Source organism: Bacillus sp. GS3m_15504, from assembly GCF_055825275.1.
The window spans coordinates 144,826-160,856 of the sequence record NZ_JBVVNL010000006.1 but is presented as its reverse complement, the minus strand read 5'-3'; the positions used below and the strand labels follow the sequence as shown (position 1 = coordinate 160,856).

Annotated in this window: 10 protein-coding genes; 3 read left to right on the top strand and 7 right to left on the bottom strand. The window is 34.3% G+C overall.

Going from position 1 to position 16,031, the window contains the following annotated elements:
• Positions 1–7: 7 nt before the first annotated feature.
• The 3 genes from AC0L0O_RS26960 to AC0L0O_RS26950 all read right to left on the bottom strand — a co-directional run bounded on the left by AC0L0O_RS26960 (position 8) and on the right by AC0L0O_RS26950 (position 1,895).
• Entirely contained in the window at positions 8–334 is a 327-nt protein-coding gene (locus tag AC0L0O_RS26960) for a nucleoside triphosphate pyrophosphohydrolase (protein WP_001277353.1), read from the bottom strand.
• Between the two features lie 350 nt (positions 335–684).
• Positions 685–1,005 carry a hypothetical protein gene (locus AC0L0O_RS26955; RefSeq protein ID WP_000720154.1) on the bottom strand — a complete coding sequence of 107 codons (321 nt, stop codon included), beginning with the start codon at positions 1,003–1,005 and terminating at the stop codon, positions 685–687.
• 101 nt (positions 1,006–1,106) lie between these two features.
• Positions 1,107–1,895: an enoyl-CoA hydratase gene (locus AC0L0O_RS26950; RefSeq protein ID WP_000454174.1), complete on the bottom strand. Its 789-nt coding sequence runs from the start codon at positions 1,893–1,895 to the stop codon at positions 1,107–1,109.
• Positions 1,896–2,196: 301 nt separating this feature from the next.
• Here AC0L0O_RS26950 and AC0L0O_RS26945 point away from each other — a divergent pair, with 301 nt between their 5' ends.
• The 3 genes from AC0L0O_RS26945 to patB1 all read left to right on the top strand — a co-directional run bounded on the left by AC0L0O_RS26945 (position 2,197) and on the right by patB1 (position 6,473).
• Positions 2,197–3,576 (top strand): O-antigen ligase family protein, encoded by a 1,380-nt coding sequence (locus tag AC0L0O_RS26945; protein ID WP_264455712.1) that lies wholly within the window; start codon positions 2,197–2,199, stop codon positions 3,574–3,576.
• 266 nt (positions 3,577–3,842) lie between these two features.
• Positions 3,843–5,258, top strand: a complete 1,416-nt coding sequence (locus tag AC0L0O_RS26940) for an MBOAT family O-acyltransferase (protein ID WP_000232126.1) — start codon at positions 3,843–3,845, stop codon at positions 5,256–5,258.
• A gap of 24 nt (positions 5,259–5,282) precedes the next feature.
• On the top strand, positions 5,283–6,473 hold the full coding sequence (gene patB1 / locus AC0L0O_RS26935) for a secondary cell wall polysaccharide O-acetyltransferase PatB1 (protein ID WP_000733036.1): 1,191 nt from the start codon (positions 5,283–5,285) through the stop codon (positions 6,471–6,473).
• Between the two features lie 95 nt (positions 6,474–6,568).
• Here the strand turns inward: patB1 and ea1 are convergent, their stop codons facing one another.
• The 4 genes from ea1 to AC0L0O_RS26915 form a co-directional block, all read right to left on the bottom strand.
• Positions 6,569–9,160, bottom strand: a complete 2,592-nt coding sequence (ea1, locus tag AC0L0O_RS26930) for an S-layer protein EA1 (RefSeq protein WP_473786194.1) — start codon at positions 9,158–9,160, stop codon at positions 6,569–6,571.
• Positions 9,161–9,873: 713 nt separating this feature from the next.
• Positions 9,874–12,333 (bottom strand): S-layer homology domain-containing protein, encoded by a 2,460-nt coding sequence (locus AC0L0O_RS26925; protein ID WP_375361782.1) that lies wholly within the window; start codon positions 12,331–12,333, stop codon positions 9,874–9,876.
• Positions 12,334–13,010: 677 nt separating this feature from the next.
• Positions 13,011–14,114 (bottom strand): polysaccharide pyruvyl transferase CsaB, encoded by a 1,104-nt coding sequence (gene csaB / locus AC0L0O_RS26920; protein WP_001241611.1) that lies wholly within the window; start codon positions 14,112–14,114, stop codon positions 13,011–13,013.
• A gap of 141 nt (positions 14,115–14,255) precedes the next feature.
• Positions 14,256–15,776 carry a putative polysaccharide biosynthesis protein gene (locus tag AC0L0O_RS26915; protein ID WP_042511684.1) on the bottom strand — a complete coding sequence of 507 codons (1,521 nt, stop codon included), beginning with the start codon at positions 15,774–15,776 and terminating at the stop codon, positions 14,256–14,258.
• Positions 15,777–16,031: the final 255 nt, after the last annotated feature.

The following is a 16,031-nucleotide window of genomic DNA, read 5'->3' as shown; positions in this document are numbered from 1 at the left end:
TACAAATCTATTCTTCTGAAACATCCAACAAGTAAATACCTCTTTCAAACCCACCGCGCTCTATCTCTTTCTGCTTACGAAGACGTTCTACATCTTCAATTGTTGCACCTTCTGCACGCGCTAATGATATGATTACTTCCAGTGCATCCGCAAGAGAATCAAGCGCATGTTCACGCTCTTTCATAGAAGCAAATTCACGAATTTCTTCTGTCCCAATTTTCGCCAAAGCTTGTATGTATGCTTGTCCTGTTAATTTTTGTGCTGTATATGTTTTTCCAGACATTAAAATCTTCTCTGGAACACGATCTCTTACTAACTTGTTATATGCTGACATCATTCATCCTGGTTTAAAATTCTTATAAAAATCTATAAATTGTTGGCGAACCAAGTCAAATGCCAACTACCGAAAAGGAATCTCACCTTTTTCCTGTCCGTAAGGGTTGTGACCTTTTCATCCACCTATTGTGAAAGAATGACGGCAGGTTCCTGTTAGGAACGATCTGCTCTTGCATACTACCATTCATCCAAGTCAGTAGTATGCAAGAGATTATAAGAAATAAACCAGTACCCCCCTTCTCATCACCTGAAAATATTATATGTTAAATTCTGTGAAATATAAAACCTGTAATTGTAAATTTTGATAGTTTTTTATAGATTCTTATTTACTGTTATTACCTCCTATGTTTAATAACATCCGAGCTCTGCTTTATAGAAAAACCATTTCTTCGTCACACATGCACTAATCATATCAATTCCTGATCCGTGCGCCCTTACTGCCGGAAAGAAATAATGCTCTGGTTCTTCTTTCTTATCGCCATATAAGGTTTGGTACTCATCAGGAATCGCCTCTTTTTTCACATCCCGTTCTTTCTCCACTTCACCTGAGAAAGCAACAATTGGATGCCCTTCAAAGAATAGTGCAGTTCGTACCGCAAGAGATGGTGTACTATGCAAAGCATAATATGTAAGTAAAATAATAACGATAACACCAATAATTTTCTTCATATATTACTCCTAAAAAAAGTGCTAACACAATTATACTAAAATGTGTTAGCACTTTCTCCCCTTTACCTTAAATTAACCGTTAGTAAAACTATCACTACACTTTATTCTCCTTTAAATGCCGGCAAACGTTTTTCTAAAAATGCAGCAATACCTTCTTTATGATCCGCAGTTTGTCTCATCGCATATTGACCGCGTTTTTCAAGCTGCAATGTTTGTTCTAAATTGGAGCGATTTACTTCACATAAAATTTGTTTCGTTTGAATCATCGCTTTAATCGGCTTTTGTGACCACTCACTAATTTTTTGCTTCACAGCCGTTTGGAAATCCTCACCGATTACTTCATCAATTAAGCCGATATCAAGCGCTTCTGTCGCTGATAATTTCTTTCCTTCCCAAATAATTTGCTTCGTCATATTTTCACCAACGCGCTTTTGAAGGAAGAAATGGCCGCCACCATCTGGAATTAAAGCGATTCCAATAAAGTTCATCGCAATAATGGATGATATATCTGCCATCACATAGTCAGCTGTTAGCGCAATGCTTAATCCAAGGCCAGCAGTTGGTCCATGAATCGCGCTAATAACGAGCTTTGGCATCGTATATAAAGTCACAACGACTTCAGAAATAGTATTCATAATACCATCAAACTTGCTTTCATCATTACTTGAAAGCATCGATTTAATATCTCCACCCGCAGAAAAACCACGGCCGTTCCCGCATAACACAACAATATGCGCAGAACTCTCCGCTACTTCTTTCAGTTTTTGTAATAGCTCTTTTAACGTTGGCTCATCTAATGCATTTAACACCTCTGGGCGATTGACCATAACCGTTGCAACGTGCCCTTCATATTTCACAATGACAGATTCTGTTTTACTTGTTACTTCCATTATATACCCCTCTTTTCTACACAAAGATTATACTTATATAATTATAGAAAGGAGGTGAAAAACCCTTCTTTTTTTCTTAATTTTCTGTCTAATAATCACGAAATTTGTATATAACCTCGTATAAAACATACAATTTCGTTGAAAAATATAGAAATTAAAGTCGGTTTATCCCCGCTCTTCATCTATTTACCATTACAATGAAATGGTGTATTCTTAAGTTTGATATAAAAAATTAAATATAGAAATTCATTTTCCTTCCTATTATATAGAGAGGTACTGAAATAAAGAAATGGAGGAACATATGGTTACTAAGTTAAAACAGACGGCTAACTACTTCCCGCATTTCCTACTGCTATTCATCGTGTTTCAACCAATTTTAGATTTATTAACGTCTTTTTCAATCTATGTATTACACATGAGCGCAACAGTCGGAATCGTAGTCCGTTTCGCCTTTATGCTTCTTGCATTGGGTTATCTACTTCTTCATCATAAACAACAAGGCGCAAAAAAATATATTCTTTATTTATGTCTATTTGGCATCGTACTCGCAATCGGCCTTGTGAATAATTTAATGATCAAATCTCCATTTTCATTTGGAGAAGAAGTGAAGTTCATTATGAAAAGTGTATATCCAATTGTACTACTGTTTGGATATATTATCGCACTAAAAGAATTAAAAAATAACGAATTTGCGTTTCATAAAATCATTACATATTTCTTATATGCAACGTTAATTTTAAGTATTTCGATTATCACAGCGATGGCAACTGGCACAGATTTCCCAAGCTATCCGAACTCAAAAATTGGTTCAAGAGGATGGTTCTTTGCTGGAAATGATTTAAGTTCCATTTTCGCAATTATGTTCCCAATCGTTGTCTTATACTCGGTCCATAAAACAACTTCTTTCTCAAAAGTGTATTACTGGATTCCAACTGTACTTGCGATGTATGCAAGCATTATGATCGGAACGAAAGTAGGCTATGGTGCTATCGTTATTACACTTGGCATCGCTCTTTTCTTCTTATTCATTGAATATATGATGCATCGTAAAAAAGAAGGAAAAGGATTCACATATCTTGTAAATACAATCGTTGCTGCTGTCGTATTAGGTGGTTTACTCGTTCTTACACCGCAAACCCCTATCGCAAAAAACATGAGCATCCACTTACAAATATATGAATACAAAAAATCAGTACAAGACGAAAAAGACCGAAAAGAAGGAAAAGTAGTTAAAGAAGAAGAACATAAACAAGGCGAACTAACAGACTCTGAAATGAAAAGTTTAATTTACAGTGATCGCGACAAGTTTTTAAAAGTATACAAACAATACTATAAAGAAGCACCACTATCCCAAAAACTATTTGGAATGGGATACGCTGGTAACTATACAACGAAAATGAAGTTAGTCGAAATGGATTTCCACGACCTATTCTTTGCGTTCGGTATTGTCGGCTTCCTTATGTATTTACTACCGCTCCTTTATTTCGGTATAAAAATATTCATTCGCTTGATCACAAACTTCAAAAAACTATTTAGCGTAAAACATATGCTACTAGCTAGCACACTCGTCTTATCGCTCGGTATCGGCTTTATGTCTGGGCACGTCTTAACAGCACCAGCCGTTAGTATTTTCTTTGTTGTGATACTTGCTTACTTAATTGTTGATTTAGAAATAGAATAGAATAGAAAGAAGCAGCATCTATTTGGATGCTGCTTCTTTCTATTCCAATCCTTTACCGCCTACCGCCTCTATATCTTCAACATAAAAAAACACTTAATTGCCCCCTTTTCTTACGTATGAAATTAGAACCTATTTATATAGAATAATTATTTTAATCGAATTATTAACATGCTAAAATATTAAAGGCACTATTATATAAAAGAATATATAATAGATATGTCGGTTTTTTTGCACGAAATGTATTTTGAAAAAGTGAGGAGAGTCCTTTGGTATTTAGTAGTTCGATTTTCTTATTTATCTTTTTACCTCTCGTATTATTTTTCTATTTTATAGTGCGTGCCGAGCTACGTAATTTCGTATTACTTGCATTTAGTTTAATTTTCTATGCATGGGGCGAACCGCGTTTCGTTCTTTTAATGCTCTTTTCCATCTTATTAAACTACTGCTTCGGACTACTCGTGCATCATTATGATAAACGAAAAAATATGAAAGTCACATTTTTAATTATGGCTGTGGTCGGAAATATACTATTACTTTCTTATTTTAAGTATATTTCATTTTTCACAGACATTTTAAACAACGTATTGCATTTATCTATTCATGTGGAACCTATTCCACTTCCAATTGGAATTTCATTTTATACATTCCAAGCGATGTCCTATGTCATCGATATATACCGTAAAGATGGGGATGTTCAAAAAAATCCACTTAACTTAGCGCTATATATATCTATTTTCCCTCAGCTTATTGCCGGGCCAATTGTTCGTTACAATATCGTCGCTGAGCAAATTAAAACGCGCATCCACTCTTTTGAACGATTCACAGAAGGTATTCAAATTTTCGTTCTCGGACTAGCAAAAAAGATATTAATTGCTAACCAAGTTGGATTTGTCGCTGATAAAATCTTTGCCTTACCACCATCTGAAATGAGTGTTGGAACGGCATGGATCGGTATTATCGCCTACACATTGCAAATTTATTTCGATTTCTCAGGGTACTCTGATATGGCAATTGGAATTGGAAAAATGTTCGGCTTTGATTTCCCGAAAAACTTCAACTACCCATACATCTCTAAATCTATTTCAGAGTTTTGGAGAAGATGGCATATTACACTCGGCTCTTGGTTCCGCGATTACATATATATCCCGCTCGGCGGAAACCGCGTTTCAAAACTAGCGAATTATCGTAACCTCTTCATCGTATGGGGATTAACTGGTTTATGGCACGGGGCGAGCTGGACATTTATCGCCTGGGGCTTATATTACGGCTTTATTATTTCAATTGAAAAAGCTGGATTCGAAAAAATATTAAACAAACTATGGAAACCACTGCAACATGCATACGTATTACTAATCGTTATGATCGGTTGGGTCTTCTTCCGAGCTGACAACTTCGCTTACTCGTTCCAATATTTAAAAGCGATGTTCGGCATAGATGGTCAATCTTTCATCGATGACAATACAATGCTGTACGTACATGAATACATTATCGTATTTCTCATTGCCTTTATCGCAGCGACACCAATTTTAAAACGAATTAAAAACATACTAGAACTTGCACCAAAAACGTATATGTTCACAACACAATTTGTACGTCCTATATTATTACTAACATTATTTATGATTTCGGTTATGTACTTGATTAACTCAACATATAATCCATTTATTTATTTCAGGTTTTAACACATGTAGGAAGGAAAAGTTATTATGAAAAAATTGGGGAACCTCATCCTGTTTATCGGTTTTCTCACCATTATCTTTTCATTTGGCATATTATCGTTACTCAAAACAGACCGAGACATTTCACCAGTTGAAAATCGGCCGCTCGCTCAAAAACCAGCACTTACGAAAGAAGCTCTCCTAACTGGTAGCTTCTTTAAAGATTTTGAAACATACACAAATGATCAACTAATCGGACGAGATGAGCTTATTAAAAACTATACGATTGCTCAAATTAATATGGGCAAATCTCTCATTAACGACATTATTTTAACTGATGATAAATGGCTCCTGAAAAATCCGGCGTGGACAACAAAATATAATGATATTGACCAATCCATGCCTGCTATAAACGACTTATCTCAGTTTTCAAAAGAACAAAACGTTGAGTTTTACTTTGCTTTACCACCGTCAAAAACGAATGCATTATCATTTAAATTACCTTCTCATATTCACACATATGCACAGGAAAATTTAAATTACTTTCTAACGAAACTACCAGCTGACGTAAAACCAATAAAACTTATGGAACACTTGAAAAAGAACTATACGAATGAAGAAATACAAGACATGTATTTCAAAACAGATCATCATTGGAATATGGACGGTGCCTTCTTAGGTTACCAATATATAATGAACACAATCGGGCAACAATCTTCTATATATAAAGGAAAAGAAATAAAAAAAGAAGATTACACTCGTACATGCGCGCAAAATAAACATTTAGTCGGAAGCTTCAACAACCAACTATACCAACTCATCGATGCAACTGGTGAAAAATTGTGCTACTACACACCGAAAGACGGTTTTAACTTCACAAGCGTAACCGCAAAAGATGTGAAAGGCACTATTCATCAAAACTTAGATGAAATATATGGCGTAGAAAAACAAAAAGATACAACATCATACGCAGGTTATTACACAGATGACTATCCAGAAATCGTCATCGAAAATAACAACGCACAAAATGAAGTACGCGCCTTAGTCCTAAAAGACTCATTCGCAAACGCGATCGTGCCACACTTAGCACAAAGTTTCAAACACACATCCATCCTCGACCTGCGTCACTATCACGAAAAAGATGTATATCAATACATGAAAGACAATAACATTAACATGGTATTGTTCGTGTATAGTGATTCGAATTTGAGTGGGGATATGTTTAAGTTTAAGAAATAAAAAGAAGGCTCTTGTACATGTACAAGAGCCTTCTTTCTATTAAAAAATCAGCGGGGATGAATCCCCACTGATTTTTCACTTTATCTATAATCGACTTATAGATTTGGGTTATTAAGAACGTTCACGTGTACAGCTTGTGAACCGATTTCGCTTGTAATAACATCTTTATCTTTTAATACTTTGAATACTAATGTACCTTTGTCAGTGTACTTAGTAGTTAAAGTATCATAAAGATCTGCCTTGAAGTTTGGAAGTGCAGAATCACTTGTTTGAGATACTGTTACATCGCCAAGTTTTACATCGCCAGCGTTAAATACAGCATCACCGTTTCTATCTAAGTAAAGTTTACCTTGCTCTGCACCAGATTTCACAACACGTACTTTATGTTGTGTTTCTTTCGTTAAGTTAATACCTTTTACGATATCATCCAGGTTACTCTTCTCAAGCTCTAATACAGTACCGATGTTGATTTTCTTCTCAACAAAGTTTTCTGTTTGAACTGGTTTGAAGTTTACAGATTTAATAGCAATTGTCTCTTGAACGATTTCGACTGTCGCTTTACCAGCAGTTGCACCATTTTTCGTTAAGTGGATATCAACTTTACCTGGAGTTTTACCTGTAACAACAACTTTATTTCCAACAATTTTAGCGTCAGCTACAGCTAGATTTTTAGATTCAACTTCATAACCTTCTAAGTTTTCAGGATCAGAGTATACGCGATCTGAAGTGTACTTAGATAATTGATATTCAACAGTAGTTGAAACATTTAAGTCAAGTTTTGTATCAGGTGATTGGCCATATTGACCTACTTTAGATACAAGTTCAAAGTTTTTAAATGCAACGTTACCCTCTGTTACGTTCACATATAATGAACCTAAAGTAGCACCATTACCGTTTTGGAAGTGAACTGTACCTTCGCCTACGTCATTACCTGTAACACCAATTGTTTTTGTACCGATTGAACCAGAGTCAGTCGTTACTACATCTAATCCACCTTCTGCAACTACACCTGTTTTCGGAAGAACTTCTTTAATTGCAGCTGTGTTAGCACCAAATGGATCGCCATATTGGTCAGTTGTTACGAATGTAACAGGTAATGTTTTATTTTGAACAACTTGTAATTTATCTGGGTTAGCTTTTACTGATACTAATTTACGAGAATCAGTCGTTACTTTAAATTTAACGTCTTTTGTAACGTCACCTACTTTAATAGTAAGTGTAGCTTCACCAGCAGCCTCAGCAGTAATGTAGTTATTTACTACAGAAATAATACCGTGGTTTGAAGATTTAATGCTAATTGATCCTGGATCAACTACTTTATCTTCTCCAGCAATTGTAGCAACTAATTTATTAAGAGATGCTTTTTCACCAACAACTAAGTTTTGGCTATTTAAAGCAAAGTCTTTACCAGAAAGCTTGCTGCCATAGTTTACAACACCATCATTATCAGCATCTAATGCAAATACAACATTTTTAATTGCAGAAGCTGGTGTATCAAGGTTTTTCACTGTAATAATACCAGTGTTAGAAACTGTTAAACCACCGCGTTTTGTAACTTGTACTTCTACTTTGTAGTCACCCTGCTTAATGCCAACAGCTAGTTTACCTGTAGTAGAAGTAGCTTCTCCACCTTCAAAGATGTTTGCTGGTGAACCGTCTAAGTTATTCGCTACAAATTTGACGTCATGGTTTGCTAAGTTTAAGTACTCAACATCAGCGTTACCTTTTTCATCGTTTAATTTGAAAGCAATTGCTTGACCAGCGCGATCATCATCAAATGTAAGTTTTTCTACTGCTAATTTTTTCACTTCGTATACGAATTTCGTTACGAATGATTGATTTTTCACTTTTACAGTAAGGTCTTTATTTGGAGCTACTTTGCCACCAAGTGTTACAACTGCAGAAGTACCATCAGTACTTGCTTCGATTGCAACTGCTTTGTCTCCTTCAAGAGTTACATCATCAGCAGAAAGTTTGTCTAAGCCAGTACCTGTTAATGTTAATTTCGTTGGCTCAGAAACTTTCACATCAGTTACATACGCTTGTGCATTATCTTTTTTGCCATATTTTTTATCTGCTACTGCGATAAATTTAGCTGCTTCTGCACGAGATACAGATTTATTTGGCTCCCACTTGTTTCCTCCTGTTCCTTCAGAAAGTCCAAGATGGATTAGGATGTTAGCTTTTTCTTCACCCCAATGATCTAATAAATCTTCAAATTTTGTAACTAACTCGCCGTTAACTTTATCTTTTAAGTTATAAGCACCTACGATCATAGAAGCGAAAGAAGCACGGTCAATCTTTTTATCTGGAGAGAAGTTTTCTTTTCCATCTCCTCTAACTACACCCGCTTTTTCAACCGCTGCAATGTATTTTGAAGCCCAATGATTTTTAGCATCTTTGAAAGATGGTTGTGCACCCTCTTCAACTTTTAAACCTAATGTAATTGCCATAATTTTCGCAGCAGAAGCACGATCAATTTCTTCAGCCGGAGCGTATGTACCATCTGGCTTACCTTCGATTGCACCTTTATCTACTAAGTAATTGATAGAATCTAATCCCCAATGACCAGCTGGAACGTCTGGGAACGATTTACCTGCTGCTGCTACTGGAGAAACAACACCTGCTACCATTGCTGCTGTCATTGTACCTGCGATTACTTTTTTGTAAGAGTTAGTCTTTGCCATTTTATAAATTTCCTCCTTCAGGAATATGCTACTAGTTTCATATCATATGAAATTTGAAAACTAGCTAGATAGAAAAGCCATAAAACAATAAAAACATGAACAAAAATACTATAATGAAAAGTAGTTCACATAAAAAATGATACAAACCGTTAAATGTAAATATAAGGTTTAAATACCATTTTCTGAAACAAGTTCATCATACTATACAAAACCATTCGTTATCAAGAACTTTATCAAAAGAACATTCGACAAATTCCGATAATTCAGTCTTTTAATTGTATTATTCTAATATAAATAATACTTAAATATAGAAATGAACAAACTGTTTTCCTATAAACCCCTCTCACTGCGCTTCGTATATTTTTCATATCGAATACACAATTGGAATTATAGCACATATTTCCACTTCATCACCTAAATATTTTTTACAATAAATACAATTTTCAGACTATATTCGACTGAAACTATTTCATTTCGACATTATTTTCTTCTTTTCGAATGATTTTTTAACAAAAAAAGGTGTGAATTTACAAATAATTTACATATTAATGAGGTGTTCTTCTACTTTTGAAAACGTTTTTGATTTGTTTCTCAATAAAGCTGACTACTAATCTAAAAAATATAATCTACTTTTCAGATCTCTTTTTATATAAAAAAATTAGACAAAAAAGAGCCCACATATTGTGGACTCTTTTCATTGAAATAAATTTCAATTAGCGAGCTACTGTTACTGGTTTGAAAGCAACAAGTTTGTTGTTTTCAACGTCAGTTGTATTTAAAACTACTTTACCTTCAACTTCTTTAGCTTTAACTGTTACTGTACCAGTTGCTAAGTTAACATCTGCTGGAGCTGTTACTTTAAGAACTACTTCTTTAGAAGCTTTTGCTGTTGCATCAGCTTTTGTTACCTCTAATGCTACACCGTTAAGATCGATTACAAAGTCATTTGTATCAATGTTTACAGCTTCAGAGAATGTTAAAGTAATTTCTTTAGCATCAACTTTTGTAATTTTAGCTGATTTGAATTCAGGAGCTTTTGTATCTACAACATTTACTAATAAGTTTGTTGTACCCATTTTTACTCCATCTTTATTTGCAACGTTAGCTACTGTGAATTTCACTGTTTCTGATTTTTCGAAAGTGAATGTTTCTGGTAATTCAATTGTTACTGATTTTCCATCAGCATTAACAACGATTAAAGTACCTTCTGGTAATTTAGCACCAGCTAAAGTGTAGTTGTTTACATTAGAAGCTGAGTCAGCGCCTTGGCCACCTTTTACTTCTTTATCAAATGTTACTGTAAACTTAGTTTTGCTATCTGCAACACGCTCAACTTTAGTTGCTTTTGGTGCTACTTCATCTTTTTTACCTTCTTCTTTTTTCTCTACAACTTTTACTTCTTTAGTAAATGCTGCAGATTCATTACCAGCTGCATCTTTTACAAATCCTTTTGTAGCAGCAACTTTATAGTTACCCTTTTCTTGGAATGTTAAAGTGATAGCTTTTTTATTATCCTCAATTGAAGCAACAGCTACTTCTTTAGTTACATCTTTACTTGTATCTAAATTAATTACACGAAGTTTTCCTTCTTGTGCAGTTACTTCTTTATCGAAAGTAAATGTTGCTGCTTTATTTTCATCAGCTACAACTTTTACCAAGTTAGGAGCTACAACATCTTTTGTAACTTTTACTTCTTTAGTTACTTTAGTACCTACGTTGTTAGCTGCATCTTTGTAGCCAACAAATTCAACTTTAAGATTTGCAGCTGTTTCTTTGTCTGTAAGAGCTCCTGGTACTGTAACAAGTGCTTTTGTAGTATCTTGATCAAGAGCAATTGTAGCACCCTCTACTACTTTATCACCTTTTTTAACTACTACTTTACCTTGTGCAGAAAGCTCTTCTGAGAATGTAACTTCTAATGTAGCTACGCCATCAACAAGTTCTTTCACTTTAATATCTTTAACTTCTGGAGCTGTAACATCTTTTTCTACTTTGTAAGTAGCTTTACCTTCGTACATTTCCATTGTGTTACCAACTAAATCTTTAGCGCCAGTTACGATTACGTTAAATGCTTCACCGTTTTTAACTACAGATGCAACATCAGCTTTTGTTAATGTAACAGTATTCTCTTCAGGCGTAGCTGTGAATTCCTTACCGTTAATAACAACAGTAACTGCATCTTTGCTTAATTTTTCACTGAATACAACTTTAACATTTCCGTCTGGAGTAGATACTGTAGATACAGTTGGAGCTACTTCATCGTTAAAGAAGATTACTTCTAATGCTTTTGGAATGTCTTTTCCATCTACAGATTTAACATCTTTAACATGTGCAACATAAGCTTGTTTATTTACAAGTGCATTTTTTAATGTAATAGTTGCTGATTTTTTATCTTTGCTTAACTCAACTTTTTCAATATCAAGTTCTTTTGAACCTTCTACAACTGCAAAGTTTGCAGCAGTTACATCTTTAACTTCAGTACCGAATTTAACTTCGATCTCTTTAGCGTTGATTTCTTTAATAGACTCAACTTTAGCTTCTGCTTTTTGTCCGAACTGCATGTCAGTCTTAGCAATGAATTTAGCAGCTTCTGCACGAGTTACAGATTTATCTGGCTCCCAACCATTACCAGTACCATTTGTGATATCTAAAGCAACTAAGATGTTAGCATCTTTTTTACCCCAGTGTTTTTCTAAATCAGAGAATTTAGTTTCTAATTCTCCGCTTACTTTATCTTCTAATTTGTATGCTTTTACAATCATTGATGCCATAGAAGCACGGTTAATTTGATTGCTTGGATTGAAGTTACCAGTTCCATCACCTTGAATTACACCAGCTTTTTCAACAGCTGCGATATATTTAGCAGCCCATGAATCTTGAGCATCTTTGAAAGATGGTTTTGCGCCATCTTTAACTTCTAAACCTAATGTAATTGCCATGATTTTCGCAGCAGAAGCACGATCGATTGCTTCAGTTGGAGCGAATGTTCCGTCTGGCTTACCTTCGATTGCTTTTTTTGCTACTAAATAATCAATGTATTCTGCACTCCAAGAACCAGGTTGAACGTCTGGGAATGTTTTACCTGCTGCTGCTACTGGAGAAACAACACCTGCTACCATTGCTGCTGTCATTGTACCAGCGATTACTTTTTTGTAAGAGTTAGTCTTTGCCATTTTATATATTTCCTCCTTAGGAATGTAATACTAGTTCCATAATATTTTAAATAGATGTTCTATTTTTTTTCGAAACTAGTAGATATAAATGTGGTTAAAGTATTCCACATACAGAATAATAGAATATCCCGTATTATAGAATCATAAAGAAATCATACACCCTTTTTATCCAATTTAAAACCTTAAATTCGACAAAAAAGTGAATTTTCACAATTCTAAACGATCGTTTTTCGACTTCCATTTTAAAAGATACGAATTATAAAATCAGAATATTTTAAACAGACAGAAAAACGCGTCAGAATTACATTTATAACAATCTTCTTATAACCATTTACAACTATAACAGAAAAAGGTTTCCAATTACAATATCTAACTATAGAGATATTACGACATTAATCGACAACTTATTTTTCTACGATTCGACATTTTTCTTAGCGTTAAATCTTTCAAAATTACCATACCTATTTTCTTATCATTTACTAAATAAAACGCTAAATCCTAACATTCATTATATATTAATGTTAGGATTTTTAAACATACATCTTATCTATCAAACTTCTTTTTTTATGAGAATATGTTTTCAATCATTGACGTGATTCGACATTTTTCTACAAATATATTTTTTCTTTCGACATTTTCTTTTTTTCAAAAAACAAAAAAGAGGATGTCCTCTTAAATTAAGATCCCATTCCTCTTTTTTTGAACTCTTTTGAATTCAAGTCACTTATGATATATCGAGACGCTGTTGAAATTTGTTCTCGTAATTCTTCTACTCTTTGTTCCAATGTTTCTTGTACATATTCTTTTTGTTCTAGTTGCTTCGTTGCGACATTATACAAAGTTTCAGCCGTCCAATCACCATCTACGTTTCCGATAATCGGCTGATTTACTTGTTGTAAAAATGAATCGATCTTTGGATCATATGAAATACCGACCATAGGGATATTAGCAACGGCAGATAGTATGAGCGCATGAAGTCTCATACCGATTAGAAGCGAACATTCCGACAAAATTGAAATTTTCTCATGAATATCAAGCTTATACGGAAGCATATGAGCTTCTTCTCCCATTAAATTAATAATATCCCGTGATGCATTTTGATCAAATGGTCCATGCATTGGTACGAATAAAATATGGTATCCATCACGCTTTAATTGTTTCAGCGTATCTGCTAGCTTCTTCATATAATCTTCTTTTGCGTCCCAATACCTCACACTAACTGCAATTACTTTGCCTTGAATCGAATGTTTTTGCAACCACTCCGACTTCATTCCTTCTGGTTGACATGCCAATACTGGATCTGGAACTAATTCAATATCCTTCTTAATACCAATTTCTTTTAAATACAAAAATGAATCTTCATCACGAACTGATATATATTCCGCTTTTGATACTTGCCATTTCACTAATAAACGATTTTGTCTTTTCGTAATTGGACCAATTCCTTGCGCATAAATATAATACGGCTTCTTCAAAAAACGAGCAATTCGCATAATACCTGTATAGTACAAAATACTTTTAATACTCGTTTTATCTTGAAGGAGGCTTCCCCCTCCGCTAATTAAGCCATTACTTCTCTTTATTTCCTTATAAATTGCTCTTATATCCCAGCGATTTACTGCCTCTACACCGTACATTTTTCTTGTATAGTCGGGGTCATTTGAAAGTACAACAAGCTCAAGAGTAGGATCCTCTTCATGTAGCGCTTTAATAATTGATTGCAAAATTGCTTCGTCCCCAACATTATAAAAACCATAATATCCTGATAAAACTAACCGCACTCTTAATCTCCTCCAACATTTCGCAATCAACTTTTTGTCATGCAACAAATTGCTATCAACTCTTTAATAAGAAAAGTTGGATAACTTCAAATTGATTTCTTTCACAAACATATAAATAGCCATACTCATTTATGGACTCATTTACTTACGTAAAAATGGGATTTGCTTTTTGGATATCCAGTTCAACTTTAATGCGCATATGCCATATATGAAAAAGGCTACACAAAACGCTAAACCACTATATATTATTGTAATAATTCTAGAATCTACCACATTTATGAAAGTCGATGTGAAATATAATCCTATACCTACTATACTAGATACCCCAATTACAGCAAAAAATCTCCCGATGTGAATCGAATAAGCCAATTCTTTTCGAATGTATATATAATTTACGATACAAATCATGATATATATGATGAGTGTACTATAAGCCGCACCAGTTATGCCAAATTGACTTACAAGTACTATATTTAATATGACTTTTACAAAACTCGCTCCAACAACTATCCACGCCGCTTGCTTAGAACGGTTAATTCCTTGCAAAATCCCTATTGATAATACCATAAGTGACGTAAAATACGAACTACCAATTAAAATAGCTAACATTCCACTCCCTTTAGCATCTGTAAACAATCCAACATTTAACGGGATTGTAAGTGCCATGAGCCAGATTGTTATCGGAGTTGTTAAAACATGAGCAAGCTCATTTGTTCGTTCAATTGTTTGTTTGGCTAACGCTATATCTTTCTTTGTTAATGCAGCTGTTAACAACGGAATTAATGGAAATACCATCGCACTTGCAAACACGACAATTAATTGTGTAAACGCAAAGCCACGACTATATATACCAAATTGTTCTTGAATCGTTGTAGTGGATTCATGCAACATATGTGGAATTGTTACAGAATCAACTAAATTTAACACCGGCATCGATAATGCCCCAATTGCAATTGGAATCGAAACCTGAAGTATCTTTTTTGCATTATCTTTAAAATCTTGTAGTGAATATGTATTACTTTTATAACGATATATACTTTTTACATACTTCAATCTCAAATAGATCAGTGACGTAATTACCCCAAGGCAAGAGCCAATCATTGCTCCGCCTGTTACAACATCACTCTCTTTATTCCAATATACAAATAAGAATGCAATTGCTAACATAAAGAAAACACGAATGAACTGCTCAATTACTTGTGACACCCCGGTAGGAATCATATCTCCAAAACCTTGGAAATACCCTCGATATACCGCCATATATGGTGCGATTAATAACGCAAACGAAGTGACAATTAATGGGAGTCTCGTATCTTGTCCACCAAGCATATTTGCAAACATACTCGATCCAATCATAATAACTGAAAATCCAAGCACTCCAAATATTACTCCAATAATAGATGCTGAAGTAAATAGTTTGGCAATTCCGTCCTGGTCATTCTTTTCATGAAGTTCAGCGATTAACTTTGATATAGCTAGCGGTACTCCCGCTACTGACAATGTTAAAGCTATCATATACACAGGAAAAACAAGGCGGAAAATCCCAAGCACTTCATCTCCTGCTATATTTTGTAATGGGATTTGAAAAAAACTTCCCAACACTTTCGATAGAAACGTTGTAATCGTTAAAATCGCAGCGCCTTTCACAAACTTATTATTCATCTTCTAGCTCTTTTCTTTGAATATATAATTTCTATACATTTTACATCATAAAACGAGATAGCTATATTCTTCTCTTTTTTGAAAAATTTCACTTTATCTCATTTAGCTATCATACCAAATTTCTTATACATTGAATACTCTCTTTCTTGCTAGGTTTTAAATATAGTATGTACAATAACACCTTATTTATATCCAGTTATTTCTTCAATTTACTACTTCTACTTATTCGGGATAAACATGTGCTATAATGTAGCT

Coding starts and splice junctions, on each gene's coding strand:
- ea1 (WP_473786194.1), bottom strand. CDS start 9,160: ATGGCAAAGACTAACTCTTACAAAAAAGTAATCGCAGGTACAATGACA.
- AC0L0O_RS26915 (WP_042511684.1), bottom strand. CDS start 15,776: ATGAATAATAAGTTTGTGAAAGGCGCTGCGATTTTAACGATTACAACG.
- AC0L0O_RS26955 (WP_000720154.1), bottom strand. CDS start 1,005: ATGAAGAAAATTATTGGTGTTATCGTTATTATTTTACTTACATATTAT.
- AC0L0O_RS26950 (WP_000454174.1), bottom strand. CDS start 1,895: ATGGAAGTAACAAGTAAAACAGAATCTGTCATTGTGAAATATGAAGGG.
- AC0L0O_RS26960 (WP_001277353.1), bottom strand. CDS start 334: ATGTCAGCATATAACAAGTTAGTAAGAGATCGTGTTCCAGAGAAGATT.
- patB1 (WP_000733036.1), top strand. CDS start 5,283: ATGAAAAAATTGGGGAACCTCATCCTGTTTATCGGTTTTCTCACCATT.
- AC0L0O_RS26945 (WP_264455712.1), top strand. CDS start 2,197: ATGGTTACTAAGTTAAAACAGACGGCTAACTACTTCCCGCATTTCCTA.
- AC0L0O_RS26925 (WP_375361782.1), bottom strand. CDS start 12,333: ATGGCAAAGACTAACTCTTACAAAAAAGTAATCGCTGGTACAATGACA.